This is a genomic window from Amycolatopsis sp. BJA-103 (genome assembly GCF_002849735.1).
Taxonomy (GTDB): Bacteria; Actinomycetota; Actinomycetes; order Mycobacteriales; family Pseudonocardiaceae; genus Amycolatopsis.
In genome coordinates, this window is sequence record NZ_CP017780.1 from 1,922,313 (window position 1) to 1,948,407 (window position 26,095).

Annotated in this window: 27 protein-coding genes; 11 read left to right on the forward strand and 16 right to left on the reverse strand. The window is 67.9% G+C overall.

The genetic code is table 11. The features are described from left to right. Nucleotide 1: 1 nt before the first annotated feature. The 7 genes from BKN51_RS08575 to BKN51_RS08605 are packed head-to-tail and all read right to left on the reverse strand — an operon-like array spanning nt 2 to nt 7,005. A complete protein-coding gene (locus tag BKN51_RS08575) occupies nt 2-1,201 on the reverse strand; it encodes a 3-deoxy-7-phosphoheptulonate synthase (RefSeq protein ID WP_101607110.1) in 1,200 nt (399 codons plus the stop codon). Nucleotides 1,202-1,229: 28 nt separating this feature from the next. Further along, the gene (locus tag BKN51_RS08580; protein WP_101607111.1) at nt 1,230-2,633 is read right to left on the reverse strand and encodes an amidase family protein; all 1,404 of its coding nucleotides are present in this window, start codon (nt 2,631-2,633) and stop codon (nt 1,230-1,232) included. Next, nucleotides 2,633-3,646 carry an AMP-binding protein gene (locus tag BKN51_RS08585; RefSeq protein WP_101607112.1) on the reverse strand — a complete coding sequence of 338 codons (1,014 nt, stop codon included), beginning with the start codon at nt 3,644-3,646 and terminating at the stop codon, nt 2,633-2,635. Before BKN51_RS08585 ends, BKN51_RS08580 begins: the two co-directional genes overlap by 1 nt. Continuing rightward, a complete protein-coding gene (locus BKN51_RS08590; RefSeq protein WP_101607113.1) occupies nt 3,643-3,945 on the reverse strand; it encodes an acyl carrier protein in 303 nt (100 codons plus the stop codon). Before BKN51_RS08590 ends, BKN51_RS08585 begins: the two co-directional genes overlap by 4 nt. 11 nt (nt 3,946-3,956) lie before the next feature. Further along, nucleotides 3,957-4,349: a hypothetical protein gene (locus BKN51_RS08595; protein WP_101607114.1), complete on the reverse strand. Its 393-nt coding sequence runs from the start codon at nt 4,347-4,349 to the stop codon at nt 3,957-3,959. A gap of 26 nt (nt 4,350-4,375) precedes the next feature. Further along, a complete protein-coding gene (locus BKN51_RS08600) occupies nt 4,376-6,112 on the reverse strand; it encodes a prenyltransferase/squalene oxidase repeat-containing protein (protein ID WP_101607115.1) in 1,737 nt (578 codons plus the stop codon). Continuing rightward, nucleotides 6,109-7,005 carry a hypothetical protein gene (locus BKN51_RS08605; protein WP_233224182.1) on the reverse strand — a complete coding sequence of 299 codons (897 nt, stop codon included), beginning with the start codon at nt 7,003-7,005 and terminating at the stop codon, nt 6,109-6,111. The genes BKN51_RS08600 and BKN51_RS08605 overlap by 4 nt, the downstream gene beginning before the upstream one ends. Nucleotides 7,006-7,215: 210 nt before the next feature. On the opposite strand from BKN51_RS08605, the gene BKN51_RS44135 reads away from it, so the two are divergent. The 9 genes from BKN51_RS44135 to BKN51_RS08645 all read left to right on the forward strand — a co-directional run bounded on the left by BKN51_RS44135 (nt 7,216) and on the right by BKN51_RS08645 (nt 15,110). After that, nucleotides 7,216-7,431, forward strand: coding sequence for a hypothetical protein (locus BKN51_RS44135; protein ID WP_233224181.1), 216 nt, complete (start codon nt 7,216-7,218; stop codon nt 7,429-7,431). Between the two features lie 380 nt (nt 7,432-7,811). Continuing rightward, nucleotides 7,812-9,641, forward strand: coding sequence for an asparagine synthase (glutamine-hydrolyzing) (gene asnB, locus BKN51_RS08610; RefSeq protein WP_101607117.1), 1,830 nt, complete (start codon nt 7,812-7,814; stop codon nt 9,639-9,641). A 43-nt stretch (nt 9,642-9,684) separates the two neighbouring features. Then, the gene (locus BKN51_RS08615; RefSeq protein WP_233224180.1) at nt 9,685-10,752 is read left to right on the forward strand and encodes an ornithine cyclodeaminase; all 1,068 of its coding nucleotides are present in this window, start codon (nt 9,685-9,687) and stop codon (nt 10,750-10,752) included. 96 nt (nt 10,753-10,848) lie between these two features. Then, nucleotides 10,849-11,835: an iron-containing redox enzyme family protein gene (locus tag BKN51_RS08620; RefSeq protein ID WP_146044419.1), complete on the forward strand. Its 987-nt coding sequence runs from the start codon at nt 10,849-10,851 to the stop codon at nt 11,833-11,835. Then, nucleotides 11,835-12,101, forward strand: coding sequence for a CDGSH iron-sulfur domain-containing protein (locus BKN51_RS08625; RefSeq protein WP_101607119.1), 267 nt, complete (start codon nt 11,835-11,837; stop codon nt 12,099-12,101). The genes BKN51_RS08620 and BKN51_RS08625 overlap by 1 nt, the downstream gene beginning before the upstream one ends. Nucleotides 12,102-12,267: 166 nt before the next feature. Then, nucleotides 12,268-13,254, forward strand: a complete 987-nt coding sequence (locus BKN51_RS08630) for a pyridoxal-phosphate dependent enzyme (protein ID WP_255414912.1) — start codon at nt 12,268-12,270, stop codon at nt 13,252-13,254. 14 nt (nt 13,255-13,268) lie between these two features. Beyond that, nucleotides 13,269-14,189, forward strand: coding sequence for an ornithine carbamoyltransferase (locus BKN51_RS08635; RefSeq protein ID WP_101607121.1), 921 nt, complete (start codon nt 13,269-13,271; stop codon nt 14,187-14,189). Between the two features lie 13 nt (nt 14,190-14,202). Further along, nucleotides 14,203-14,844 carry a LysE family translocator gene (locus tag BKN51_RS08640; RefSeq protein WP_233224179.1) on the forward strand — a complete coding sequence of 214 codons (642 nt, stop codon included), beginning with the start codon at nt 14,203-14,205 and terminating at the stop codon, nt 14,842-14,844. Continuing rightward, entirely contained in the window at nt 14,844-15,110 is a 267-nt protein-coding gene (locus BKN51_RS08645) for a hypothetical protein (RefSeq protein WP_101607123.1), read from the forward strand. Before BKN51_RS08640 ends, BKN51_RS08645 begins: the two co-directional genes overlap by 1 nt. A 22-nt stretch (nt 15,111-15,132) precedes the next feature. Here the strand turns inward: BKN51_RS08645 and BKN51_RS08650 are convergent, their stop codons facing one another. After that, nucleotides 15,133-15,534 (reverse strand): winged helix-turn-helix transcriptional regulator, encoded by a 402-nt coding sequence (locus tag BKN51_RS08650; protein ID WP_101607124.1) that lies wholly within the window; start codon nt 15,532-15,534, stop codon nt 15,133-15,135. 89 nt (nt 15,535-15,623) lie between these two features. On the opposite strand from BKN51_RS08650, the gene BKN51_RS08655 reads away from it, so the two are divergent. Next, on the forward strand, nt 15,624-16,481 hold the full coding sequence (locus BKN51_RS08655) for an SDR family oxidoreductase (RefSeq protein ID WP_101607125.1): 858 nt from the start codon (nt 15,624-15,626) through the stop codon (nt 16,479-16,481). 587 nt (nt 16,482-17,068) lie between these two features. Here the strand turns inward: BKN51_RS08655 and BKN51_RS08660 are convergent. The 3 genes from BKN51_RS08660 to BKN51_RS08670 are packed head-to-tail and all read right to left on the reverse strand — an operon-like array spanning nt 17,069 to nt 20,244. Further along, complete coding sequence (locus tag BKN51_RS08660; protein ID WP_101607126.1) at nt 17,069-19,012, reverse strand: NPCBM/NEW2 domain-containing protein; 1,944 nt, start codon at nt 19,010-19,012, stop codon at nt 17,069-17,071. Between the two features lie 57 nt (nt 19,013-19,069). After that, nucleotides 19,070-19,729 carry a TMEM175 family protein gene (locus tag BKN51_RS08665; RefSeq protein WP_101607127.1) on the reverse strand — a complete coding sequence of 220 codons (660 nt, stop codon included), beginning with the start codon at nt 19,727-19,729 and terminating at the stop codon, nt 19,070-19,072. Further along, nucleotides 19,726-20,244: a DUF6790 family protein gene (locus tag BKN51_RS08670; RefSeq protein WP_101607128.1), complete on the reverse strand. Its 519-nt coding sequence runs from the start codon at nt 20,242-20,244 to the stop codon at nt 19,726-19,728. The genes BKN51_RS08665 and BKN51_RS08670 overlap by 4 nt, the downstream gene beginning before the upstream one ends. 57 nt (nt 20,245-20,301) lie before the next feature. Between BKN51_RS08670 and BKN51_RS08675 the strand changes: the two genes are divergently transcribed. Beyond that, on the forward strand, nt 20,302-20,721 hold the full coding sequence (locus tag BKN51_RS08675) for a MarR family winged helix-turn-helix transcriptional regulator (protein ID WP_101607129.1): 420 nt from the start codon (nt 20,302-20,304) through the stop codon (nt 20,719-20,721). Nucleotides 20,722-20,728: 7 nt separating this feature from the next. Here the strand turns inward: BKN51_RS08675 and BKN51_RS08680 are convergent, their stop codons facing one another. From BKN51_RS08680 to BKN51_RS08700, 5 genes are read right to left on the reverse strand one after another with little or no spacing between them, the layout of a single operon-like run. After that, nucleotides 20,729-22,363 (reverse strand): amidohydrolase, encoded by a 1,635-nt coding sequence (locus tag BKN51_RS08680; protein ID WP_101607130.1) that lies wholly within the window; start codon nt 22,361-22,363, stop codon nt 20,729-20,731. Then, entirely contained in the window at nt 22,360-23,385 is a 1,026-nt protein-coding gene (locus BKN51_RS08685) for an ABC transporter ATP-binding protein (protein WP_101607132.1), read from the reverse strand. The genes BKN51_RS08680 and BKN51_RS08685 overlap by 4 nt, the downstream gene beginning before the upstream one ends. Beyond that, nucleotides 23,378-24,199, reverse strand: coding sequence for an ABC transporter permease (locus BKN51_RS08690; protein WP_101613123.1), 822 nt, complete (start codon nt 24,197-24,199; stop codon nt 23,378-23,380). Before BKN51_RS08690 ends, BKN51_RS08685 begins: the two co-directional genes overlap by 8 nt. Then, nucleotides 24,192-25,049: an ABC transporter permease gene (locus BKN51_RS08695; RefSeq protein WP_101613124.1), complete on the reverse strand. Its 858-nt coding sequence runs from the start codon at nt 25,047-25,049 to the stop codon at nt 24,192-24,194. Before BKN51_RS08695 ends, BKN51_RS08690 begins: the two co-directional genes overlap by 8 nt. After that, nucleotides 25,046-26,092, reverse strand: a complete 1,047-nt coding sequence (locus BKN51_RS08700) for an extracellular solute-binding protein (RefSeq protein ID WP_101607134.1) — start codon at nt 26,090-26,092, stop codon at nt 25,046-25,048. The genes BKN51_RS08695 and BKN51_RS08700 overlap by 4 nt, the downstream gene beginning before the upstream one ends. Nucleotides 26,093-26,095 lie beyond the last annotated feature (3 nt).

Sequence of the window (26,095 nt, forward strand, 5' to 3'; positions counted from 1 at the left end):
CTCACAACAACCGGGTGAAATGCCGGACGACCTGCTGCGCCTGAATCGGGTTCAGCCGGGGGTCGCAGGCGGACTCGTACCGGTCGAAGTCGAGCGAGCCGGTCAGGTCGGCCGTCGTGTCCACGCATTCGGTCACCGGGTCGGGGCTCACCTCGAGGTGGAGGCCGCCCGGGTGGACCCGCTGCTCGCGCAGGATCCGGCAGAAGTGCCCGATCTCGTCCTGGATCTCCGTCACGACCCGGGTCTTCTGCCCGGTCACGGTCTTCTTGGTGTTGCCGTGCATGGGGTCGCTGAGCCAGGCCACCTCGCCCGCCCGCGTGCCCAGTGCGGCCACCAGCGCGGGGAGCCGGTCCGCGATCTTTTCCGCGCCCATGCGGATGATGAGGGTCAGCCTGCCCCGGCGGTGCCCGGTGGCCAGGCGGTCGACGATGGCGATCAGCTCTTCCGGCGTCGCGGTCGGGCCGATCTTCACTCCGACGGGGTTGTTGATCTGCTCGGCGAGCGCGAGATGCGCGTGATCGAGCTGCCGGGTGCGCTCACCGATCCACACCATGTGGGCCGAGGAGGCGTAGGTGCCGCCGCGGGCCGGGTCCGGCCGGAGCAGCGCTCGCTCGAAGTCCAGCAGCAGGGCTTCGTGGCTGATGTAGGTCGGCGCCAGCATCGAACTGATCCCGCTGTCGCCTTCCGAAAGGAGCAGCTGCCGCATGAACAGCGCGTCCAGGCCGCTCGCCGCGAGGTCGTAGGCGGTCAGCATGCGCGCCGGATCGGCCCGCCTGGCCGTGGCGGTGGGATTCAGGCCGTTCACCGCGTCGCCGCGGTAGACCGGGATCTCCGTGCCGTCCGGCAGGGTTTCCGTGGCGCAGGAACGAGGTTTGGCGAACTGCCCGGCGAAGCGGCCGATCCGGACGGCCGGTATCCCGGCGAATTCGGCGGTGTCGCAGAGATGGTGCAACTGGGAGGCCTTGGCCTGGACCCGGTGCCGCTCCGAGTCGGAGAACAGTTCGGCACAGTCGCCCGCCTGGATCACCACGGCCTCACCGCGGGCGACGAACTCGAGTTCGCCTGCCAGCGCGTGACAGGAGTGCGCGTCGACGAGCGGTGGCCTGCCGAGCAGTTCGTTCCGGACCGCGGCCAGTTCGCCGGGGGTGGACCATTCGGGCTGGTGGGCGGCGGCGATTTCCAGTAGTGCGTGGGGGATCATCGCGGTCTCCTGGTGGGGTGGTGGGGCGTCACGCGGGGCGGAGGGCGGGTGTTCCCAGCCGGAGCTGCACCCGCCGGGCCAGGTCGATCAGCCGTTCTTCGCTGCCGGGCTGTCCGACGATCTGCACGCCGAGCGGCGCGCGGTTCACCGGGCTGAGCCTGGCCGGCACGGCGATGGCGGGCAGTCCGGCGAAACTGGCGATCGGGGTGTAGCCGATCCGCCGGTCGTAGTCGGCTTCGCCGGGGGCGGGAATGGTGGTGGCGACCGGGCGGCTGGTCCGCAGATCCGGTGGGGGAGAGGGATCCAGCGGCAGCAACCAGACGTGCGTACGGTCGTCGAAACGGGCGGCGTTCTCCTGACGGCAGGAGAACATCGCGTCGAGGATCTCCGCGTAGTGGCCGTCGCTCACCCGTGCGCCGACTTCCAGCGCCTGCTCGGTGCTCGCGTGCAACGGCACGGTGATCCAGTGCCGCCAGAGCCGGTAGCCGTCCCACGCCTGCCGGGCGCAGAGCTGCCAGGCGTCGCCACGGCGTTGCCAGAGGTCGTCCGACACCCTCCGGTCGTTCACCTCGTGGCCGTCCTCGGCCAGCGCGGCGCTGACCAGATCCAGCGTTTCCAGCATCTCGGGACCGCACGAACCTTCCCGGACGTTGGTGGGCACACCGATGCGATAGCGGGCGGGCAACGGCTGTCCGGTGTCGCCGATCAGGGTGCGCAAACCCAAGCGCTGCCACAGGAACGCGAGGTCTTCGGCCGTGCGTGCCACCCAGCCGACCGCGTCCATCGGTGGTGACAAAGGGAAGATGCCGCGCAGCAGCCCGGGATCGTGCGTCATCCGCAGCCCGACGGTGCCGCAGTGCCCGGCGGGCCACCGCACCGAACCGAGGACGTCCGTGCCCATCGCGAGATCACAGAGATCGGCCGCGACGGCGACCCCCGCGCCGGTACTCGACCCCGCGGGGTCGATGTGCGGGAAGTAGGGATTCATGCAGCCGGAGCCGACACCGATGTTCAGCTCGGTGCTCACGACCTTGCCGATCACCAGGTCTTCGACACCGTCGAGCCGGGAGAGCGCCGTCGCCGACGCCGCCGGGTGATGCCGGTAATGGCGCAGGCCCAAGGAAGTGGGCAGGCCGGCGACGTCGATGGTGTCCTTGACGCCGACCCGGATCAGCGGCGTACCCGATTCCGGCTTCCGCCGCGTGGTGACCGCCCGGTAGCGGGCATCGGCCACGGAGTACCAGGTTTCGTTCTGCTCGGCCCATTTCCGGTCGTCCCACTCGCCCCGATCGTGCAGGTCGCACCGCTGCGCGAGTGGCAGTTCGAGCAGATCGGGCCGGACCGGGCGATCATCGGGATAGGTGATTCCCGCGTTCTCGATGTAGCCGGTCATCGACGTGGCGGGATCGGAGTGGAGCGGGCGGACCGTCATCAGCTCGCCCCTTCCAGCGCCACGCGGGGTTTCTGTTGCGTGAGGGCGTACAGGGCGGTGACGGCGATCTTCCCGGTCGCGGTCCGCGGGATGCGCCGGACCTGGTGCATCGCCCGCGGTGGGGTGAAGTCGTGCATGACCGACCGCAGCCGGGCGAAGATCTGCTGGCGGGAGAGGTCCCGGTCGAGGCTGTAGAACAGTTCGTAGTGCTCGGCACGGACGGGATCGTGCACGGGCAGGCAGGCCACGTCCAGACCGTCGACCGAATTCCGCAGCGCGGTCGCGAGTTCTTCCAGGTTCACCCGCGCCCCGTTCACCTTGATCAGGGCCGAGGCCCGCCCCTTGAACTCGAAGGACCGGCCGTCGCGGTGGATCACGTCGGGCAGCCGCCACGATTCCGGTTTGAACGCCATGTCGCCGCGGCGGGCCAGCCGCGGGCTCCGGATGTGCAGCCACTGTCCCGGACTTTCGCCGGGATCGGCGAACTCGACGTCGGGCAGGAGTTGCCAGCGTCCCGCGTCGACGCCAGGCGGCGTGATCTCCCGGTGCGCGATCCCGCCGGTTTCGGTGGACCCGAACAACTCGAAGGCACGGAAACCGTTGCCGGACAAGGCTTCCAGTACCTCATCGGTGGCCTGCACCGTCGGCCCGGTCCCGTGCAGCGCGACCGCCGAGGGCAGCGCCTTGAGCTGGCCGAGCAGATGACGCAGCAGCAGCCAGCTGGACGGCAGGCAGACGAACAGCGTCCGCTTCTTCTCCACCTCGGGCGGCAATCCGGCGGGCGCGTGGGTGAGATGGTGCACGGGAACGCCGCGCAGCTCCGGCAGGATCTGCGCGAACAGCTTGCCGAACAGGTGCTCCACGGGAGCGAAGCTGACGATCTGCTCGACCTCGCCGACGAGCTCGTTCGCGATCAGCTCGGCTTCGGCGCGGAGTTGTTCCCGGGTACGAAGCCACACGGTGGGCGAACCCGTATGCCCGGACGTGCGGAATTCGACTTCCCGGGCCGTCACCGGGGCCCTCCGAACGCGGCCTGGTCTTCCAGTTGGGCGTGCACGAACTCGGCGATGCGATCCATCTGCGCGAAGGTGTAGCGGACGTCGTGCTCGACGAAGTCGACCTCGATGCCGAACTCCTTTTCCATCGCGGTGACGCATTCCATCGCGCCGAGGCTGTCGTAGCGGTCGCCGAGCGTTTCCGGGAGCGGCGCGTCGGCGGGCAGGTCGTCGATCTCCGGACCGAACAGACCGGCCAGCACAGCCCGGGTCCGGGTCCGGAGGGAGTCGAGGGTGGGCACGGAAGATACGGTCATCGGTTTCCCCTTTAGGTGGCGTCCGCGCGACGAAGTCGTCCCTGAACGCCGAAGTACACGGATTCCTTGGGCGTGGGCCGGAACTCCAGGTAGAGGAAGGGAGTCCCGGCGGTCATTCCGAGCGCGTCGGCGAGGACGGCGGCCAGTTCTTCGTAGAAGGCCTCGTCCCGCCCGACGGACACGCAGCAGACGACACTGGCGTGGTGCAGTCCTTCGTCCTCTTGTGGAAGGGCTTCGATCGGCAGGCCGCCGACGAACACCGTGCCCTCCTCGGTCCGCTCGAACCGCACGACCACATGCCTGCGGTCGCTGTCGTGGTCGGCGAACCAGCGGGTCAGCCGGACGGCGATGGCCCGGCGTTCGGTGGTGGACAGCGCCATGGTGCGAATGGTGATGGTGGGCATGGTTTCCCCAGAATCGACGGTTTCACTCAGGACAGGGTGAGTGCGGGCAGTTCCGCCCGGTGCCCCGCGATGCGGTCGCGGAGCAGTACGCCGAGGCAGTCGGCCAGCGCTCCGCCGCCGGTCGGGGTGAGCGGTGTCCACGCGGTGCCGTCCGGACGCCCGATCCGGTCGAGGAAGACGGCCAGCCGGGAGAAGTCGACGGGAATCCGCTGACGGTCCGCGGTCACCACCGCTTCGTAGGTGCTCAGCAGATCCGGCATGCGCGAACCTTCGTTGGCGAAGCCGCCACCGGTCACCCGGTGCTGGTCGAGCAGGATCGCGAGTTCGCCGGGCGTGGTCTGGCCCAGTTCGTCCCGGATCCGCAACGCCTGCAGCCCGGCACGGAGCGTGGGAGGTGCCTCCGGCACGTGCCGGTAACCCAGCACGTCACGGCACCCCAGGACGAATTCCGCCAGCCGTGCGGGATCCAGCGCCTCGGAAAGCGGAATCCCGAGTAGCCGCAAGGTCTCCACCGCCGCCGCGGTGGAGACCAGATCCGATCCACGGCCTTCCCAGTAGCCGAAACCACCGTCGGGATTCTGCAGTTCGCCCAGCCAGTTCGCGATCTCGCGAGGCGCGGTGGGATCGGCGCCCGCCGCGCCCGCGGCGACGGCCCACAGTGTGCACCGCACTTCGCTGCCCCGGGCGGGCATGTACATGATCCCGCCCTCGTTCGGCAGCCGGCACCCGGCCAGCCAGGTACGCCACTGGCTTTGTCGCGGGTCTTCGGGCGCTGACATCATCGCGGTCGCCGCGGTGCTCAGCGCGTCTCCGGCTCGATCGGGTTCGCGATAGGTGAAGCCACCACCGTCACAGGACATCGCGTGCAGCCTGCGCAGCACTGGACCGGCGTGCCTCTCGGTGTCCGCGCCCATGGCCCGCAACGAACCGATCGCACAGAACGAGGCCCAGACGTCGGCGACGTCGTAACCGGCCCATCGGACGAACGAGCCGTCGGCCAACCGGCGGTCCAGGACCCAATCGACGCAGCGCTGCTTCTCCGCCGGGCCCGAGCCCAGCGTTTCGAGAGCGGCTGTCGCCCGATAGGTGGCCCACATGCATGACGTATCGGCCGACGGGCCGAACAGGAAACCGCCTTCGGCCTGTTGCTGATCCCGCATCCAGCGCACCAGCGCGGGACCGTCCCAGGGAAGCGCCAGATCCGGATCAGTGGCTCGTAAGGCCCGCCAGGACATCACTCCGTAGAAGCAGGCCCGGACGTCGGAAGCCGTGGTCGCGGCGTGCTCCGGCGACCAGCCGAGGCCGCCGTCCGGCGCCTGCAGCGCGCGCAGCCAGGTCAGCAGGCGACCCCGGTCCGGCGGGTCGTCGTGACAAAGCTCGACCATGGTGCGCACCGAAAAGTGCGTGGCCCACACATCGGGGGCTTGGCCGGGCAGCATCGCGTACGCGTCGCCGGACCAGGTGCGGTGCAGCCAGTCCCGCGTCGAGCCGAGCTTGGGGATCTCGGCGCCGAGTTCGGCCATCGCCTGGGTGCAGTAGAACGTCGCCCACGCGTCGGACGCCATTCCCTTGCTCCAGGCGTAGCCGCCATCGCTGTTGCGGCGGCTGCGCAGGTAATCGACGGTGGCCGCGCTACCGGGCAGTTCGCCGGCCCGGCCCAGCCACGCGGCGGTGCGGACCGCGGCGTAGGTGCACCACAGGTCGGCTTCACCGGTGGTGACGGCTGTTCCGACCGGCGCGTGGGGCGCCAGGTGCGCGATCATCCGCCCGCTCCCACGACCCGGAAGTTGGATCGCTTCCAGCTCTTCTGCGAAGCGCCGCTCTTGGTGCTCGCGGGCAGCTGGTTGACGAAGAGCACCTCGTCCCATTCCAGGCCGAGCACTTCGCGGGAGGAATGCTGGAGCCGGTCGGCCATCGTGGCCTCGCCGGTCCGGTCCCAGTGCACGTCCCGTTCCAGGATCAACCGGGCGAACGCGCCCGGCGCGTCGGTCTCCATCAGGTAGCCGGTCGCCTCGGTCTCGCCGTAGACCACTTCTTCGACCGCTCGCACGGTGAGTTTCGCGCCGCGGACGGCCACGGCGTCGGAACTGCGCCCGACGACCTCGATCACCGGGGCGCGGTCGCCGCAGTCGCAGCGGGCGCCCAACCGCACGTCGTCCCCCGTGTCCAGCCGCAGCACGCACCGGGCGTGCAGGTTGAGCGGGGTGACCACGAGTCGTCCGGCGCCGGATTCCGGCAGTGGACGGACGGTTCCGTCGTCATCGGCGAGCTCGAAGTAGTTGGTCGCGGTCAGCAGGTGCAACCGGTCCCTGGCGCAGCCGGCGGCCAGGGTGCCGGTCTCCGTGCTCCCGTAACTCGCGTCCAGCGCGGAGGCACCCCACCATCGGCCGAGGCGGGTCCGGAACGGAGCGGTGCTGACCTCGCCGAGCAGCATCAGCCGGTTCACGCCGGCACTCAGTTCCGCCAGAAGCCCGCGTTGTTTGATCAGCCTGCTGAACTGCAGCGCCACCCCGGGAGCGGCGAAAACGACGGTCGGCCGGAAGGTCTGGCACAGTCCTATCAGCCGGTCCCAGTCGGAGATCCCGGTGGCGAACGGATAGGCCCTGGCATGCGGCCGCCCGAGGTACTCGCAGACACCGACGATAAGGTCGGCCACCGGAACGATGTCCGAGGGCAGCATAATCAATACGCGTTCATTTTCCGGCAACAGATCGCGCCAGGCTTCTGCCACCGAAACGGTGTTCCAGATTATGTCCTCCGCCAGTCGCGGAGTCGGCGTCGGCAGCCCGGTGGTACCGGTTGTTTCATAATATTTCGACGCCGCGTCAACTGGGGAAGCCAGGAATTCAGAAGGTTTTTTCTTGAGGTGCTGCTTGCTGGTGGTGCCGAGTGCTTCGAATTTGGCGAAGGAGTACTCTGGAAGGTTGGCGTAGGCTTCGGTGCGGCCGGCTCGTTGCCATGTTTCGGCGAGTTTCCGCAGGTAGAAGCCCTGACTGGGCATCTTTCGCTGCTGGTCGCAGATCTCGTCGCCTGCCTGGTTCAGCAGGCGCAAGCGATCGCTGCTATTGATGATCAAGGATAATTCCCTCCCCAGGAAATAGACTAAGGTCTATGATCTTCTTGAGGCCCCCGGCTATTCAATCGGAGCAAGTTTAGCACTAAACCTCGATACGTCGCAAGTTGTCCGACGAGACAACGACGTTCGTATCATTCGCGACTGACGTCACTCTGGTGGCGGTACGGGCCCTGTCGGGCGCTGACGTACAGTCCTCGACCAGATGAATTGCCGGCAGTCGTTGGCGTGCGTTCGTCTGCACTATATCGCCGCCATGGTCGGTGAAACACCCCCTTCCGTGCGCCTGGTCGCGAGTCAATAGCACGTGTCGTGAGGGTGTACGGCTCGTCGGTGCAGCGTAAGAGCCCATCAAGCAGACCCAGCATGCCTCTAAGACAGGGAGCGTCATGTGCGGAATCGCAGGCTGGATCAATCTCGAGCATCCCGTCGGGTGGAAGGAAGCGGACCTCGAACGCATGACCCGGACGCTCGCCCGCCGCGGCCCGGACGACGAAGGGCTGTGGACTGACCGGCACGTGGGACTCGGCCACCGCCGGCTCGCCATCCTCGACGTGCAGCGGGGTGTGCAGCCGATGGTCGCGGGTCCGCTCGACCGGCCGCACGCCGTCCTCTGCTACAGCGGCGAGGTGTACAACTTCCGCGAGTTGAGGGCGGAACTGGCCGGGCGCGGGCACGTCTTCCGGACCCACGGCGACACCGAAGTGGTGCTCAACGCCTACCTGGAGTGGGGCGAGAGCTTCGTCGAGCGGCTGAGCGGGATGTTCGCCTTCGCGTTGTGGGATCCGCGTGAACGGAAACTGATCCTGGTCCGCGACCGGCTGGGCATCAAACCTCTTTACTACGCCCGGCTCGGTGAAGCGGTTCTGTTCGCTTCCGAGCCGAAGGCGGTGCTGGCCCACCCGGAGTTCACCGCCCGGCTGGATCACCAGGGGCTCGCCGATCTGCTGGGGCTCATCAAGACTCCCGGCGTGACCCCGTTCCACGACCTGTTCGAGGTGCCGCCCGGGCACGTCCTCACCATCGACGACAACGGCAGCCACCTGACCCGGTACTGGAGTTTGCCGACCGTTCCGCACGAGGACGACATCGCGGAGACGGTGAGCCACGTCCGCGAGCTGCTCTTCGACACCGTGCGACGGCAGCTGATCACCGACGTTCCGTTGTGCACCCTGCTTTCCGGCGGTCTGGACTCGAGTGCGCTGACCGCGATGGCCACGGAAATCCTCGACAGCACGGGAGAAGGCCCGGTCCGTTCGTTCTCCGTCGACTTCGTCGGCAGCGCGGACCACTTCCGCGCCAGCGACTTCCGGCCGGAACGGGACAATCCGTACGCCCTCCTGGTCGCCGAACACCTCGGCACGGCACACCGGACCATCGAACTGCCGGAAGACGCCCTCATCGAGGACGGCAACCGGGACGTCGTCCTCGGCGCGCACGATCTCCCGCTCACCTTCGGCGACGTCGACACCTCGCTGTACCTTCTCTTCTCGGCCATTCGCGACAAATCGACCGTCGCGCTGTCCGGTGAGTCCGCGGACGAGGTCTTCGGCGGGTACAACTGGTTCCACGATCCGAAGGTCGTCGGCACCGCGGACTTTCCCTGGCTCAGCACCATGCAGTTCGTTCCCGAGGGGATGCTGACCGCCGAGTTCCGTGAGCACACCCGATTCGGGGAGTACCGGGCCGACAGCTACCAGCAGGCGATCGGTGAAGTCGAGTACCTGCCGGGAGAAGACGCGCAGGACCGGCGGATGCGCGAGTTCAGCCACCTGCATCTCACGCGCTGGCTGCAAGTCCTGCTGGATCGCAAGGACCGGCTCAGCATGGCCGCCGGTCTCGAGGTGCGGGTGCCGTTCTGCGATCACCGCCTGGTCGAGTACGTGCACAACATCCCGTGGAAGATCAAGACCTACGACGGCCGGGAAAAGAGCGTTCTCCGTGGCGCGGCGGCCGGTCTGCTGCCCGATTCGGTGCTGAGCCGGAAGAAGAGTCCGTATCCCACCACCGGCAACACCCGGTACGAACAGGATCTGCGCCGCCGGGTCGGCACCCTCCTGGCGGAGAACCGCTCGCCGGCACTGGAGATCGTCGACCCGGGCGCCCTCCGCGAGTTGCTGAGCAGGCCCGACGGCTACTTCGACACCCAGCTCCGGCGCAACCCGCTGGAAACCGTCTTGAGTCTCGCGCAGTGGTACCAGGGTCAATGGAACTCGTGATCGCCGCGTCCGGCGACCCGGGTCTCCCGAACGAACCGGAGGAATGATGGAGAACCTGTGGCTCGCCGACGTGCTCGCGAAGCCGGTGCCGGAGTCGGTGCGGTTCCTCAGCCGCGCCGACGTCGTGGAGTGCCTGGCGACGGTCGACGTCGTGGGCGCGGTCAAGGGCGCGCTGCTGAGCCATCACCACGGCCGGACGATCCTGCCCGGTGAGGCCTATCTGTCCTGGACCAATCGGCTCGGCGCCTACAGCCGGTCGATCGGCATGCCGGGTGCCGTGCTGGAGCAGGGATCCGAGGGCGCCTACGGCATGAAAATCATCAATGCCAGTGTGTCGAACCCGGAGTTCGGCCTGGAACGGGCCGGTGGCCTGGGTCTCTGCTTCGACGCGCAGACCGCCAGGGTGACCGCGGTGATGGAGGTCGGCGTGCTCAGCGCCGTGCGGACGGCCGCCGTGACCGCGATCGCCGTCGAGGCGGTCGGATACGGGGCGGCTCGCTCGCTGGCCGCCGTCGGATGTGGAACCCAGGCACGTGTGCACCTCGCGCTGCTCCTCGCGCGATGCCCGGAGCTCAGCCGGATCACGCTGTACGACGTGCGACAGCCGGTGGCCGAGAGTCTTGCCGCTGAGCTCGCCCTGCGGCACCCGGAGGTCTCGTTCTCCGTCGCTTCCACGCCGGCCGAAGCGATGGCAGACGCCGAGGTGGCGCTGTTCTTGACCACCGTGGCCGAAGGGTACGTCCAGCCGGAGTGGGTGCGACCCGGATCGCTCCTGGTCAACGTCTCGCTCGGCGACCTCACCGACGAGGTCCTGGTCGGCGCCTCCGCCCTCGTCGTCGACGACCTTCAGCTGATCATCGAGAATCCCCGGCGGCCGTTGGGCCGTCTGATCAACGACGGGCGAATCGCGGCGAAGGCCGATGAGGGCCTGCCCTCGGTCACCGCGACGATCGGTGAACTGCTCGTCGGCGACACGACCGTCCAGAGATCCGACGCCGGTTACGTCGTCGTGAATCCCTTCGGACTCGGCATTCTCGACGTGGCACTGTTCGGCTCGGTGCTGCGCCAGGCGAGCGGTGCGGGCGTCGGGAAGATTCTGGAGCTCAATTGAGCCGGGCGGTCGTCGTCCGGCGAAAGTTTCACTGTTGACCATTCACCGTCTTTGATTCAGGGAGTTCAGGTGCGGTTGCCCAACCATCGCGGTCCGGTGAGCGAGATCCTAGTGAATATCTTCCGGCGCCCGCCGGAGAGTGACGACAAGTCCGTCTTGGAGGCCATTTCGGCGACCGAGGTGGAGGCCATCTCCGACGAGGACCTGCAGCTGAGTTTGTTCTTGTGCTACGGACCCCAGTACTGCCTCTTCGGAGAGACGGCGCAAAATTGGGAGTGGGACGCCTCTCTGGTCGAGTTGCGCAAGCGGCTCGAAACCCGCTTCGCCCGCGAGCTCGGCGAAATCGCCGGCCCGCTCCCGGAGGTGGACGTGGAGAAGCTTCCCGGGTTCCTGATGGAACTCGGGAAACCGAGCCCGGGACGGTCTCTCTCGCGCTACATCAAGCAAGAGGCCTCCATGGCGCAGTTCCAGGAGTTCCTCATGCACCGGTCCGTCTACAGTCTCATGGAAGCGGACCACCACAGCCTCGTCATCCCTCGGGTGCGAGGCGGCGGGAAACCGGCCTTGGTGGAGATCCAGGCCGACGAGTACGGCGGCGGGATCCCGGGCCGTCTGCACTCCCAGTTGTTCGAATTGACCCTGGCCGAGCTCGGCATGCTCACCGAATTCGGCTCGTATTTCGAGGATGTCCCGGCTTGTTCGCTGGAGACGGTGAACGTGATATCCTATTTCGGAACGTACGGGCGTCACCGGGGTGCGTTGCTCGGAAATCTGGCGCTCACGGAAATCGGCTCGCACTATGTGAACCGGAATTTCCGGAACGGCCTGCAGCGGTTGAACGGGTCCGACGATTCGTGGATCTTCTTCCAAGAGCACATCGTGGCCGACGCCGTCCACGAACAGCTCGCCGCCTATGACATGTGCGGCAAATTCGTACGGGAGAATCCGCGGGAGTTGTCCGATCTGGTCTTCGGCGCCGTCGTGACGGCCGAACTGGGAGCACGGGCGAACGAGAGCATGCTGTCGGCTTGGGAACGTGGCGAATCCTCCCTCCGCGGCAAGACGTCCGTGGCGGCGAGCTGATGGACGGCCGGGAACCGGCAGGGGGCACCGGCGCCGGGCCGGTGGTGCAGAAGCACGCTCCGGCCACGGTCGTGGTGTGCCAGGACGGGCCGATCATCATCCGTGGCGACTACGACCTGCGCAGCCAAACCGATGAGCCGATAGATCCACAGCGCAAGACCATCGCCATCTGCCGTTGCGGACGCTCCTTGATGAAGCCGTTCTGCGATGGCAGCCATATCTGGGCGAGGAACGGTGGCCATGGAGACCGGTCGGACCGGACGTAGTGACGGTGCCTGCGCCAGGGCGTGTTTCACAAGCCCTGTTCGCGGTCTTCGCGCCCAGTCGTCCCCCGACGGCACGAACCACCTGGATCACGAAGCCCATCGAACAGACTTGGGAAACACGCCCTAGGGGAGGAAAAAGACGGTGCTGGTTGAACTGCACGGCCCTGTGCCGGGTAGAACACCGATGGTGAAGGCGGTGGTGGGCTATCACGGCAGAACGACGAATCTCTGGTTGAAACTGGAGCAGGAGAACCCGTTCGGGTCCATCAAGGACAGAGTGGCGTACTCCTTGCTCGGCACGATCTTCGAGACGGGACTGCTCTGCGGTGGGATCATCGAGTCGACGTCCGGAAATCTCGGGATCGCGTTGGCCAGGTACTCCCAGATCTGCGGCGTGGAGTTCACGGCCGTCGTCGACCCGCGGACGTCGCGCATGCTCGTACGGCAGATGCGGAGCGCGGACGCGAAGATCGTGGAAGTGACGAATCCCGACGAGACAGGCGGATTCCTGCTGTCCCGGCTGGCCTACATCCGGGATCGGATGGCGGTCGAGGACACGCTCGTGTGGCCGAACCAGTACGAGAACCCGGCCAACCCTCGTGCGCACACCGAAGGGACGGCACCGGAGATCCACTCCGCCATTCCCTCCGACGATCTCGACGTCTTCCTGGGCGTGTCGACGGGCGGGACCATGCGCGGGTTCACGGACTACGTCACGCGCAACAGGCTGCCGTGGCGTTGTATCGCGGTGGACGAAGTGGGATCGATCGCGCTCGGCGGCCCGCCGGCGACCCGCAGCCTGAACGGAATCGGCGCGAGCCGGAGCTCGTCCTTCGTCTCCGGGCGTGACTGTCCGAACGTGCGGGTGACCGCGCGCGAGGCGGTGGCCGCGTGCGACTGGGTCGCGAGTGAGCTGGGCGTCCGTGTCGGAGGCAGCTCGGGGGCCACCGTGGCAGGGGCGCTGAGATGGATGCGCGAGGGTTTCGGTGCCGAGCACATGGTCGTCGTCTGCCCTGACGGCGGCGAACGGTACGAGGACACGATCTATTCACAGAACTGGCGTCGAGCGAAGGACCTGACCGCGAGAGCGGACCTGGAATTTCCGGAAGTGCGCTCGACGAGTGTCGTGGACAATTCGCTGATTTTGACCTGACGACGGAGGATCGCATGGTTGGCTTTCTCTCTCTCGACGATGTCGACCCCGGCGAGCTGCACGAGATCGTCGGCAGGTCGGTCGACGTGCTCGCCCGGCCGGAGCGGTGGGAACAACGGCTTTCCGGCAAGGTGATCGGAACCTACTTCGCCAAGACTTCAACTCGCACGCGGACCGCGTTCACGACGGCGGCGTTGCGGCTCGGGGCTTCGGTCGTCCCGTACGGCCCCGCCGATCTTCAGCTCAACACCGGGGAGTCCCTGCACGACACCGGCCGGATGTTCGGCGTGATGCTCGACGGCCTGGTCATGCGCACCGCGGGCCCGCTCGAAGACATGCGGCTCGTGGCTCGCAGCGGAGACCTGCCCGTCGTCAACGCGATGGCCGCGCAAGAGCATCCGACCCAGGGCGTTTGCGACGCGGCGTCGATGCTCCGGCACTTCGGCGGTGTGGACGGTTTGTCCGTGCTGTACGTCGGTGAAGGCAACAACACGGCTGTGGCGCTCGGAAAGATCCTGAGCACTTATCGTGGTGTCACGGTGGTTTTCGCCACCCCGAAGGGATACGGGCTCGATGCCACGCTGCTCGGCTCGCTGCAGGAAAAGGCGGCGGCTTCGGGCTCCCGGATCGTCGAGACCCACGACCTGGATGCGGTCGACGTAACGGTCGACGTCGTTTACACGACTCGCTGGCAGACCACTGGTACGGCGAAACCGAGTGCGGATTGGCGGGAGGACTTCCGGCCGTTCTATGTGGACGACGCGGTGATGTCCCGCTGGCCGGACGCGGTCTTCATGCACGACCTGCCGGCGCACCGCGGCGACGAGGTCAAGGGTTCGGTGCTCGACGGAGACCGGTCGATCGCCTGGGAACAGGCGCGGATGAAGTACGGCAGTGCGGTCGCCATTCTGGAATGGGTCTACCGCGATTTCTAAAAGCAGCTTGCAAGTGAACAACGGGGGAGTTTTGACGACACTTACACTTCTTTCTTTCACAGCCGCGGCGGCGGTCGTCGTCATCGTGCCGGGGCCGGACCAGGCGTTGCTGCTCCAGACGAGCGCCGCGTCCGGACGCCCGGCGGCGGTGCGCGCCGCAGGAGGAGTGCTGCTCGGCATCGTCCTGTGGGGTATCGCCTCGGTGGTGGGGTTGTCCGCACTGCTGGCCAACGGCAGCGTCGCCTTTCTGGTCGTCTCCGTGATCGGCGCGGCTTATCTGATCTGGCTCGGGATCAACGCCTTGCGTTCCGCGATGTCGGCCGCGGCGGGCGCCGCTCCGATACGCGACGCTCGCGGGAGGACGGGGTTCTTCATGCGCGGACTGCTCATGAATTGCCTGAATCCGAAGATCGGCCTGTTCTACCTGTCGATTCTTCCGCAGTTCCTGCCGAGCTCGGCGACGCCCGCCGTGAGCGACGAGCTCGTGCTCTTCGCCATCTACGTCACGGTGAGCGCCCTGTGGTTGTTCGGATTCGCGTTCGCGGCCGGAAGTCTCCATCCGATCCTGAACCGGCCGCGCGTCAAAAGATCGTTGGACTCGGTGGTAGGAGTGATTTTGGTGGGACTAGGCGTCATGGCTCTGGTGGGGGTGTGATGAACGGCCAAGTGGACACACTCGTCGAAACGGGCTGCGCGGTAGGGCGGGCTGTCGACGCCGTCGAGCAGGCCCGGGGCGAGCTGCGAACATCCGGTGATCCCTTGATGGCCGCGGTGGACAGCGCGCTCACCTGTGCGGTTTCCCTGATCGAGCTCCGTGAGCGGGGAACGGACTGCGACATCGACACCTTGCACAAGGCTCTGGCCGCGGCGCGGGCCTTGGTCGGCGAAGTCACCTTCGCCGTTCGCGACAGCTATCCGTGAGCATCCACTGAGGACACTGTCCTCAGTGGATGTTCGCTTTCGCGGTGTCGTAGTCCTCGCGTGCCTTCTGGACGGCACTCAAACGCCGGTCGGTCCACCGGGCGAGGCCGCAGACCTGGTCCGCGGCCTCTTTGCCGATGTCGGTGAGGGAGTAGTCGACCCGGGGCGGGATCACGGGTTTGGCGTCCCGGTGGACCAGGCCGTCGCGTTCCAGAGTTTGGAGTGTCTGGGCGAGCATCTTCTCGCTGACCTTGCCGATCTGACGGCGTAGCTCATTGAAGCGGTAGGGACGGTCCAGGAGCGCGATGAGGACGAGCGTGCCCCACCGGCTGGTGACGTGTTCCAGCACCAGGCGCTGGGGGCACATCGTGTCGCCGCCGGCGAGCCGGACGCGGTCCACGAGCGACATTTCACTTACGTCCATGCCAGTACCTTACTTCAAGGTGGGTACTTCCCAAAGGAGAGTGTGCGGGTCAAGGTTGGTGAACCGACCTTGAAGGAGAAAGTACGAGCATGAGCATCGTCGTCACCGGCGCCACCGGAAGCCTCGGCCGATTTGTCATCGAGGGCTTGTTGGAGAAGGTCCCGGCCGAACAGATCACCGCTGTCGCCCGCAGCAGGGAGAAAGCGGCCGCCTTCGCCGCCCGAGGTGTGCGGATCGCGATCGCCGACTACAACGACCCTGAGACCTTCGACGACCTGTTCGCCGCAGGCGACAAGGTGCTCCTCATTTCCGGCACCGAGTTCGACAAGGGCCGCGTCGGGCAGCACAAGATCGTCCTCGACGCGGCGCGTGCGGCCGGAGTCGCGCTGTTCGCGTACACCAGCGCGCCCGGCGCTCTGACCGCCACGCTCGCGGACGACCACCGGGGCACCGAGACCGCGATCCTCGAGTCCGGTCTGCCGTACGTGTTCCTGCGCAATGGTTGGTACAACGAGAACTACACCGAGCGGCTCGCTCCCGTGCTTGAGACCTCCACCGTCACCCAGGCCGCCGGCGAAGGCCGCGTCGCCTCCGCTTCCCGGGCCGACTACGCCGCCGCCGCGGTCGCGGTGCTCACCGGTGAGGGCCACGAGAACACGGCGTACGAGCTCAGTGGCGACACCGCCTGGGGCTTCGCCGAGTTCGCGGCCGAGTTGAGCAGGCAGACCGGCGGCGAAATCGTCTACCGGCCCGTTTCGGCCGACGCCTTCTCCGACATCCTGACCGGCCACGCCGGGCTCCCCGCGCCGATCGCCGCGCTCCTGACCGGTATGGAGTCGGCCATCGAGAAGGGCGAACTGGCGGGCGCCGACGGCGAACTCGGCCGCCTGATCGGCAGGCCCACCACGCCGATCGCCGACTCGATCGCCCTCGCGCTGAAGGAGTGACCGGGTTGGATATTGAGGGGTAAGTCAACGGTGGCGTGTTCGCGGGCGAGGCTGGCGGTGTCCTTCGTCGCGTCCGATGTCGAGCGGGCGTGTCGCGAAAGCCACTTTCGGGACGTCTGATGTCGCGAAAGTGGCTTTCGCAATATCCCGGGAGACTGGTGTGGCCCGTTCGGTGGCTTCTCGGTCGTGAGTGGCGACTCAGCGTGTGCCGGGTGTTGATGGTGAAGGAATCGGGACGTTGAGTGTCCCGTTCCTTCATCGTCGAGGGGCCGAGCCACCCCGCAGACAGCAGCCGAGTGGGGAAGATTCCGGACGTTCAACGTCCCAAATCCTCCCCACTCACCCACATCAGCATCCAGAACAAGCTCTACAGCCTCACTGAGCTGACATCAGGATCCAGTGGGTGGACAAATACGGGTCCACTAGAACCCGCTTTGCCGCTCACGACCTCCTTTGCAAAGCGCGCATATGGCATCAATCAGACACTTACCCAGCTAAAGTGTCCTATATGGACAGTCAGGGTGCGGCCAGTCCGGCACGACCCGCCCGTGAACGCGCCACGTTTGCCCTACCCCTCAACAACCCTTTCAGCAGCTGAGGTAAGGGGAAACCCAGTCTCCCCAGTCCCCGGCGGAGCCGTCACTCGCGTCGTCCACGGCGAGCGCGAGTACCTGCACACCCGTCACCGGCACGACGAGACGTTGCACGGCGTCCCCGTGCCGCATGTTCCCCGTGGCCTCCAGTTCGACGCCATCACCGAGTACGCGGAACCCGAGCGTCCCGTTCGGCCCGCGGTCGTCGACGCCGACGGTCGCGGTGAACTGCTTGCACTTGCCGCCGAGGTAGTACCGCACCACCGACGGCGCGTGCGCGCCCAGCCCGCCGCGTGTCTCGGTCTTGCCGTTGATCTTGAACGGGTGACCGTTGTCGGTGCTGTCCCGTTCGACCGGGCCGAGGCCGTTCTCCGAGGAGATCCACGGCTGAGTGCTGAGCAACCCGTTGGTATAAGGCGGATTCGGCGCGAGCATGAGCGGCGCCTCGGCCGACGTGGTCGCGGTCCGCGCGCCTTGCGTGGTCGTGTACGTCACGGTGCCCGGCATCTTGAACGGCTGGGTGGCCGTCGAAACCGGGGTCAGCGTCACCGGGGTCTCCCACGTGTCACCCGGTCCGACGGTCTCGGTGGTCGCTTCGGCGGGGCCGTCGAACCGCCACTCCGCGGGGGCGGTCAACCGCAGGTGTGCGCCGGTGATCGGCGTCGAACCGGCGTTGGTGAACTTGACCGTGGCGGTGACCGGCTGGGACGGCGGCACTGAGTCGGGCAGCTCGACGGTCAGCGACGTCCGCGGCGCGGCGGTCGCGTTCGTGGGCCACACGCGCAGCACGGTGGCGGCGTGCCGTCCGACGGTTTCGCGGAGGGCGCCGGTCGTTTCGGTCTCGTCGCCGGTCCACAGGTCGCGCACGCGATACCCGGACGCGGCGGGGAGTCCGGCGTCGGCCACGGAGGTGGTGATCGGCGTGGCCAGTTCGCCGCGGTTGAACAGCACCAGCACGGCCGAGCCGTCGGACATCGGTTTCGTCCACACCTCGGTCCAGCCCGTGTCGCGGACCTTGCGCCCGGCGACGCCCGCCCAGTCCTGCTGGACGGCGATGATGTCGGGGTTCTTCATCTCGGCGGCCGGGAGCGTGGTGTCGGCCGCCAGAGCCATGTCGGCCACCAGCGGTGCGTTGAGCACCGCCCACAGTCCGAGCTTGGCCTGGCGCTCCGCGGTGCTGAGGTAGCTGAAAGTGAACGGGCCCGGCATGTTCCAGCCACCCGAGCCCTTGTAGCCGTCCAGCCCGTACTGCTTGTCGAGACTGTCCGTCGAGTACCCGAAGTTGAAGGTCGCGTGCTTGTACGTACGCCAAACCTGCGCGCCGGCGGCCCGTCCCCACAGCCATTGGCTCTGGTCACGGTCGTAGTCGTCGATCTCGAGTGTGATGGGACGGCCGGTGCGCTTGATCGCGTCCGCCATCTTCTTGACCCGAGCGGGCGCGTCGCCGTTGACGCTGTGGCAGGTGTCGTAGCGCAGGTAGTCCGCGCCCCAGTCGGCGAAGGTCTGGGCGTCGAGGTCCTCGTGGTCGAGCGAGCCCGCCGCCTGACGGCTGCAGGTCTTCTCGCCGGTTCCGCTGTAGAGACCGATCTTGAGCCCGCGCGAGTGCACGTAGTTCACCAGCGCCGGGATGCCCGAAGGGAAACTGGCGCGGGCGGTGAGCTTCCCGGCGGCGTCGCGCTCGGCCGCCTGCCAGCAGTCGCCCAGCATGACGTACTCGTATCCGGCGTCCCGCAGCCCGGAGGTGACCAGCTGGTCCGCCGCGGCTTTCACGACGTCCTCGGTGAACCGGTTGTAGATGCAGTAGGGATCCCCGGTCGCCCAGGTGATCCCCAGCGGGGGTCTTTCGCCCGGAACCGGATCAGGGGGCGTATCGGCCGCCGCGGGAACGGCGGTCGCCGTCAGGAAAAGTGCGCAGAGCAGTACGAAGAGTCGTCGCATTGGTCCCCTCCAGAAAGCAGACAAGACTCCCAGGATCGCCTTGCCTCGCGACAAAGGTCAAGAGGGATGCGAGGCCGCGGACGGCTTGCGATCCTGGACGCGGCGGGCGATGGTGAGCGCGATCGGCGCGGCGAGCCAGCACAGGTACGCACCGGTGCCCTCGGTCAGGAACGCGACGGGAATGGACAGCCCGAACACCGCGGCCAGGCAGACACTGCGCGTCAGGCTCTGGGCGAAGACCCGGGGCGGGCCGTCGGGTCCGTACAGGTGTTCGCGGCGGATCTCCCGGATGATCAGCGCGAACGACGCGGAGGCCAGGACCTGCACCATCGCGTAGAAGCCGAACCGGAGCGGGAAGGCGCCGTCGGCGGTGATCACCCGCGTCGCGAACGGCATCAGGACCTGCATGAACAGCCAGGCCAGGGTGAGGCTGATCAGGCGTCCGCTCAGCGAGCGGACGTAGGGGAAGATCTCGTGGTGGGCGCGCCAGTGGGCGGCGATCACCACGAAACCGAGCGCGAAGGCAAGGTATTCCTTGCCGTGGTCCGCCACCGACCCCAGCATGGCGTCGGTGGTGTCGCCGTGCGGGATCGGGAGATCCAGGGCCAGCAAGGTGAGCGCGATCGCGATCACCGCGTCGACGAAGATGGTGAGCCGCTCGGCGGCGGCCGCGCGCGTCTTCCCGGACGTCTCGCCGGGGCCGGTGGGGGTGGTCATGCCGCGACGGGCTGACGGGTGGTGGTCGCGAGGCGCCGGGACCGCACGGCCAGGAAGATCATGACCGCCGGGATCAGGATGTCGGTGACGAGGACTCCGCCGGTGTTGCCGGGGGCGTGGTCACCGTTGGCGAACCACTGGTAGACGTGGCCGACCACGGCTCCCCAGAGGAACATCCCGCCACCGATGCCGATGGTGATGCGTTCGCGCGCCGATGCCGAGGCTGCCCGGAAGCCCAGGAGGGCCATGCCGAGGTTGGCGAAGGCGATTTCGAACAGGAAGGGGGTCCGCTCGAAGCCGATCGCCGTCGCCATGACGTCGGGGAAGGCCAGGAAGGCGATCGTCATCCACAGGCTGCCGCAGCCGAAGGCGCCGATGGCCCACCAGCGCTGCCAGATCTCGAGCCGTTCTTCAGAGGACGTGGCGCGGCGTGCGCGGATCGAGGCTCCGATGGCGGGCACCACGACCCAGACCAGCGGGAAGGCGGATTGGGCGAGGTAAGAGAAGTTGTCCATGGGCTCAGTCTTACCTAGTTAATATTAACTCGTCAAGACTCTGGTAAGGTGGGTCACGTGGACGATGGACTCGGAGACTTGCTGCACCGCGTGGTCATGCTGCTGGGCGAAGCGGCCCGCAGGCGCACCGACGACCCCGGCGGTTTGACCTACAGTCAGATACGGCTTCTGGGCACGCTGGAGGAGGTCGAGCCGACGACGCAGCATCGGCTCGCGCAAGCGCTGTCGGTGTCCGATCCGGCGATCAGCCGGGCGTTGCGACCGCTCGAGGCGGAGGGTCTGGTGCAGATCACCGTCGACCCCGAACACGCGCGACGACGGCTGGTCCGCCTCACCGAGGTCGGCCGGAAAGCCTTCCATGCCGCCGGGAAGCCGCTCTACGACGAGTTCCGCGCGGCGCTCGTCGCGGCAGGCTTTCCTTACGACCGCTACCTGGAAGACACCCTTCGGCTGGCCGAAATCCTCGCGCCCGACTGAGGGTTCCTCAGTCCGCTTCGGACACCACGTGCCCACCGACGACGGTCAGGTCCGAACGGGTGCCGAGCAGTTCCCGCCCGCTCGCGGTGACCGGGTCGTGGTCGAGGACGGTCAGGTCGGCGAGCCGGCCCGGCGCCAGAGTCCCCTTGCGGCTCTCGGCATGTTCCAGCCACGCCGGGCCGGTCGTCCACAGTCGCAACGCTTCTTCCCGGCTGAGCCATTTCTCTTGCGGGAGCAGGGAAAACGGGTTGGGCCCCGGCTCGCCGGTGAACGTCGCGACCCCGCGTCGCCAGTCCGGCTCGGTCACCGGGGCGTCCGAACTGTCGGCGACCGCCACCCCGTGGTCGAGCAGCGTCCGCGCGGGGAACGACTCCTGCCAGCGGTCTTCGCCCACGATCCGGACCATCGACGGACCGCTGAACGTCCGCATGAGCGAGCTGGTGATCACGCCGGTCCCGGTGCGGGCCAGGCGTTCGTGCACTTCCGGCGAAAGGAAGGTGCCGTGGATGAGCACGTGCCGCGCGTCCGGCCACGGGTCGGCGGCCGCGGCGGCCTCGATGGCGTTGACCACGGCGTCGGCCGCGCGATCGCCGGTCACGTGGACCTGCACGCGCACCCGGCGCCGGTGGGCGACGGCGATCAGTTCATGCAGTTCCCGGACCTGTTCCGGATCGCCGGACCCGGCCGTGACGAGACTTCCGTGCCCGCCATCGGGATACGGCCGGTGCATCCAGGCCGTGCAGTGCGTCGGGACGCCGTCGGCGAACAGCTTGATCCCGCCGATGCGCAGCAGGTCGTCCCCGGTATCGAGGTCCGTACCGTCCAGTGCCCGGGCCAAGTCGGCCGCCGAAGTCGTGGGAGACGGCCAGTTCCAGTGCAGCAGCGCGGTGACCCGCAGCGTCATCCGGCCCGCCGCGTGCAGCTCCCGGTAGTCCTGCCACAAACCGGGCGGAACGATCGGATCGGTGACGCTGGTGACGCCCAGCCGGTTCAGCCGGGCCATCGTGCGCGCGGTCGCGTCCAGCCGTTCGTCCCGGGTCGGCTGCGGGAGCAACCCGGCCACGAGTTCCTGCGCGCTTTCCAGGAGCACTCCGGTCGGCTCCCCGGCGGCGTCCCGGACGATCTCTCCCGCCGTGGGATCCGGTGTCGCCGCGGTGATCCCGGCCCGCTCCAGCGCGGCGCTGTTGACCCAGATCGAATGGGACGAGGCGTGGTGCAGCACCGCGGGCCGGGTCCCGGTCGCGTCGTCGAGCCACTCTCGTGACGGTGCGGCCCGGCCGTCGGCGAACTCGGTGATGGTGGTCTCACGCCAGCCGCGGCCGACGATCCATTCGCCCGGTGGCGCGGCGTCCAGCGCCCGCCGGACCTCGGCGAGGCTCGCCGCGGCCGCGAGGTTCACACAGAACTCCGGCCCGGCCAGGGCATACCAGGCCAGATGCAGATGCGCGTCGTTGATCCCCGGCAGGACAGTGCGTCCCCGCAGATCGATCGACAGCGTGCCGGGGGCGGCCGCGGCGGAGACGGTGTCGTCGTCCCCGACCGCGACCACGCGGCCGCCGGAAAGCAGGATCGCCGTGGCGTTCCCGGGTTCGGCGTCGAAGGTGCGCACGAGACCGCCGTGCAGGAGCAGATCGGAGGTCATACCGCCGCCTTTTCCGCGGCGGGGACGGCCGCCTGATGTTCCGGATGCCAGGCCACGGTCACGTCATCGCCGGGACGGTGTTCGTGTGCCGCGCCCGCGGCCAGCACCGCGCAACCACGCGCGCCGTCGGCGTACCGCAGCCAGATCCGGCTGTGGTCGCCCACGTAGACGATGTCGGTGACCTGGGCGCTGACCCGCTGATGCCCGGACGGCACCGGTTCGGCCCGGGTGTACAGGGTCAGCCGCTCCGGCCGCACGATCGTGACTTCGCCGGGCGTGAGGGACAAGGCGTTGGACTCGCCGACGAACTGCGCGACGAACAACGTTTCCGGGCGCTCGTAAAGGTCTTCGGGCGTGCCGACCTGTTCGATCCGGCCCTCGTTGAACACCGCGATCCGATCGGACAGGGTGAGTGCCTCCTGCTGGTCGTGGGTGACGAACAGGAACGTCATGCCCAGCTCGCGGTGCATCCGGGCGATCTCGCGCTGCAGCTGGTCGCGCAGCTTCTTGTCGAGGGCGCCCAGCGGCTCGTCCATCAGCAGCGCCCGGGGCTGGTAGACCACGGCGCGGGCCAGCGCGACCCGTTGCTGCTGACCGCCGGAAAGCTGACGGGGCAACCGGTCCCGGACCGCGGACAAGCCGACCATCTCCAGCACCTCGGTGACCCGGCGGTCGATCTCCGCCTTCGGCCGTTTGCGCTGGGTGAGCCCGAACGCGACGTTGCGGGCGACCGACATGTGCGGGAACAGGGCGTACTGCTGGAACACCACCCCGAGATCGCGCCGGTGCGGTTTGAGCCGGGAGATCTCCTGGCCGTCCAGGGTGATCGACCCCTCGGTGAGCGGGGTGAAGCCGGCGATCATCGACAGCATCGTCGTCTTGCCCGAACCCGACGGGCCGAGGAAGGTCATGAACTCGCCGTCGGCGATGTGCAGCGAGACGTCGTCCACGGCGGGACGGTCGACACCGGCGTACGCCTTGGTCACGTTGGCGGTGGTGATACCGCGGTGGTCGTCAGTCATGGTGGCTCCGTCGGCGCAGGAACGTGGGCACGAACAGCAGGATCGTGGTGAACACGACGATCAGGCTCGACGCCGCGGCGATGGTGGGGTCGATCTCGAGGACGATCGACTCGTACATCTTCACCGGCAGGGTCTTGATGGCGGGCGTCTGCAGGAAGAGGGCGACCACGACCTCGTCGAAGGAGGTCGCGAAGGCGAACACGAAACCCGACAGCACGCCGGGAGCGATGATCGGCAGCACGACCTTGCGCAGCGTCGTGAGCTTCGGCGCGCCGAGACTCGCCGCGGCCTTCTCCACGACCGGGTCGTACCCGGCGAGACTGGTCTGCACGGAGGTCAGCACGAACGGCACGCCCAGCACGGCGTGCGCCAGCACGAAACCGAGCATCGTCCCGTTGAGCTGCCAGCGCAGGAAGACCCCGTAGACGGCGACCGCGACGACGATCCCGGGCAGGATCATCGGCGCCATCAGCAGTTGCCGTACGACGCCGCGGCCGCGGAACCGCGCGCGGTCGAGACCGAACGCGGCCGCCACCCCGACGACCGTCGCGAGCACCGCCGCCAGCAGGCCGACCTGGACCGAGTTGCCCAGCGCGGCGAGCCACTGCTTGCTGCCGAAGAACTCGCCGTACCAGCGCCACGACCAGTCGTCGGGCGGGAACTGGAAGGTCGAGCCCGCGCCGAAGCTCATCGGGATCACGACGAGGGTGGGCGCGACGAGCACGAACCCGACGACGGCGACCCACGCGCGCAGTCCCCAGCCGAGCGTTCGTTGCCGGAGCGCGGCCCTGGAAATGGACGGTTTGTCAGCCACGGTCGGCACCTCCCGCCGCGCTGGTACCCAGCGGTGCGGCCACCCGGCTGAGCACGGCCAGCACCACGAGCGTGACGACCAGCAGGATCGCCCCGAGCGCGCCGGCCCCGGCGAAGTCGAGCAGGTCGTTGACCTGGGTCCCGATCACCTGCGCGGCCAGCGCTTGCTGCGGCGTGCCGAGCAGTGCCGGGGTGATGTAGAAGCCGAGAGACATGATGAACACCACCGACACTCCCGCCAGGACTCCCGGCATCGACAGCGGCACGTACACCCGCAGGAAGGCGACCGGACGGGAAGCGCCGAGGCTGCCGGCGGCGTGGAGCAGGCTGCGGTCGATCCCGGTCATGGAACTGTGCAGCGGCAGCACCATGAACGGCAGCATCACCTGCACCATCGCGACGGTCACCCCGGCCACCGAACCCAGGAGCACCACTCCGTCGAAGCCGATCGAAGCGAGCACCTTCTCGATCACGCCGCCTCGCTGTTCGAGGACGTACCAAGCGAAGTTGCGGGCCATCACGCTGGTCCAGAACGGCATCAGGACCAGCAGCGTCAGGACCGTGCGGGCCCGGCGCCCGACCAGGGTCATCGCGTAGGCGTAGGGATAGGCGACGATCAGGGTGGCGACGGTGATGATCAGCGCGGTCCGCAAGGTCCGGAGCAGCACCCGGATCTGCACCTCGTCCCCGAGGACGGCCAGGTAGTTGCCGACGCCGAAATCGGGTTCGGTGAAGCTGCGCCAGAGGATCGCGGCGAGCGGATAGAAGAAGAACACGAGCACCACCGCCGCGGCGGGGAACAGCAGCCAGGCCGCGGAAGCGGGCCGCCTCGTTCTCAGGACGGTGATCATCCGGTCCTCCAGTCCGACCAGGCCTTGACGAGCCTGGTGCGGTTCGCCGCCCACCAGCGCACGTCACTGAGCACCCGCAGGTCCTCCTTGCCCTCTCCCCAGATGTCGAGTTCCCGGCCGATCGCCGTGGCCAGTGGGGGTGCGGCGGTGTTCGCGGGCCCGACGCCCGCACTGGCCGCGAAGGCTGCCGCCTGCGCCGGTTCCGAGGCGAACCGGATCAGCCGCTTGGCCTCGTCCGCGCGCGGTGTCCCCTTGGGTACGACGAGCACGTCCCAGGTCACCGGGACGGGGATGCCGGGCACCACCTTCCAGTGGGTCGCCCCGGCTTTCAGCAGCGAGAACGCGCGGGCGCTGACGATGAGCGCCATGTCCGCCTGCCCGCCCGCCATCCGCTGCTGCTGGTCGCCGTAGGTGCTGGTGATGGTGAGTAACGGCCGGATCCGGTCGTACATCGACAGCGCGCGGGGGACGTCGAGCGGGTACAGCGCGTCGCGCGGGACTCCGTCGGCCAGCAGGGCGGCCTCGATCGTGCCCACACTCGGGTCGCCGCCGTAGATGATCCGCCGTCCGGGGAACTTCCGGGGATCGAAGAAGTCGGCCATGCGGGTCGGCGGGTGGTCGCCGTAGACCTTGGTGTCGTACATCAGCATCATGCCGAAAAAGGCGTCCGGCACCCCGCAGTCGGTCAGCGACCCCTTCGGGAAACCCGCCGCCAGCGGTCCCATGTCGATCGGTTCGAGCAGGCTGCCGCAGACCGCGGCGGCCGCGGAGGCGTCGGTGTCCACGACGTCCCAGGTGACCTTGCCCGCCTCGACCATCGCCTTCAGCTTGGCGTTGCTCGACGGGCCGTCGATCGTGACCGTGGTCCCGGTCCGCTTCTCGTACGGGTCGAGCCACGCCGAGCGCTGTCCCGCCTGATAAGCGCCCTGGCCGTAGGAGACGAACACGAGCGAATTCGGGCCGCCCTCGGAAATGGCGCATCCGGTGGCGACGAGGGGAACGGTCAGCGCGGCGGACAGCAGCGTCGGTATCCGGCGTCTCATCGG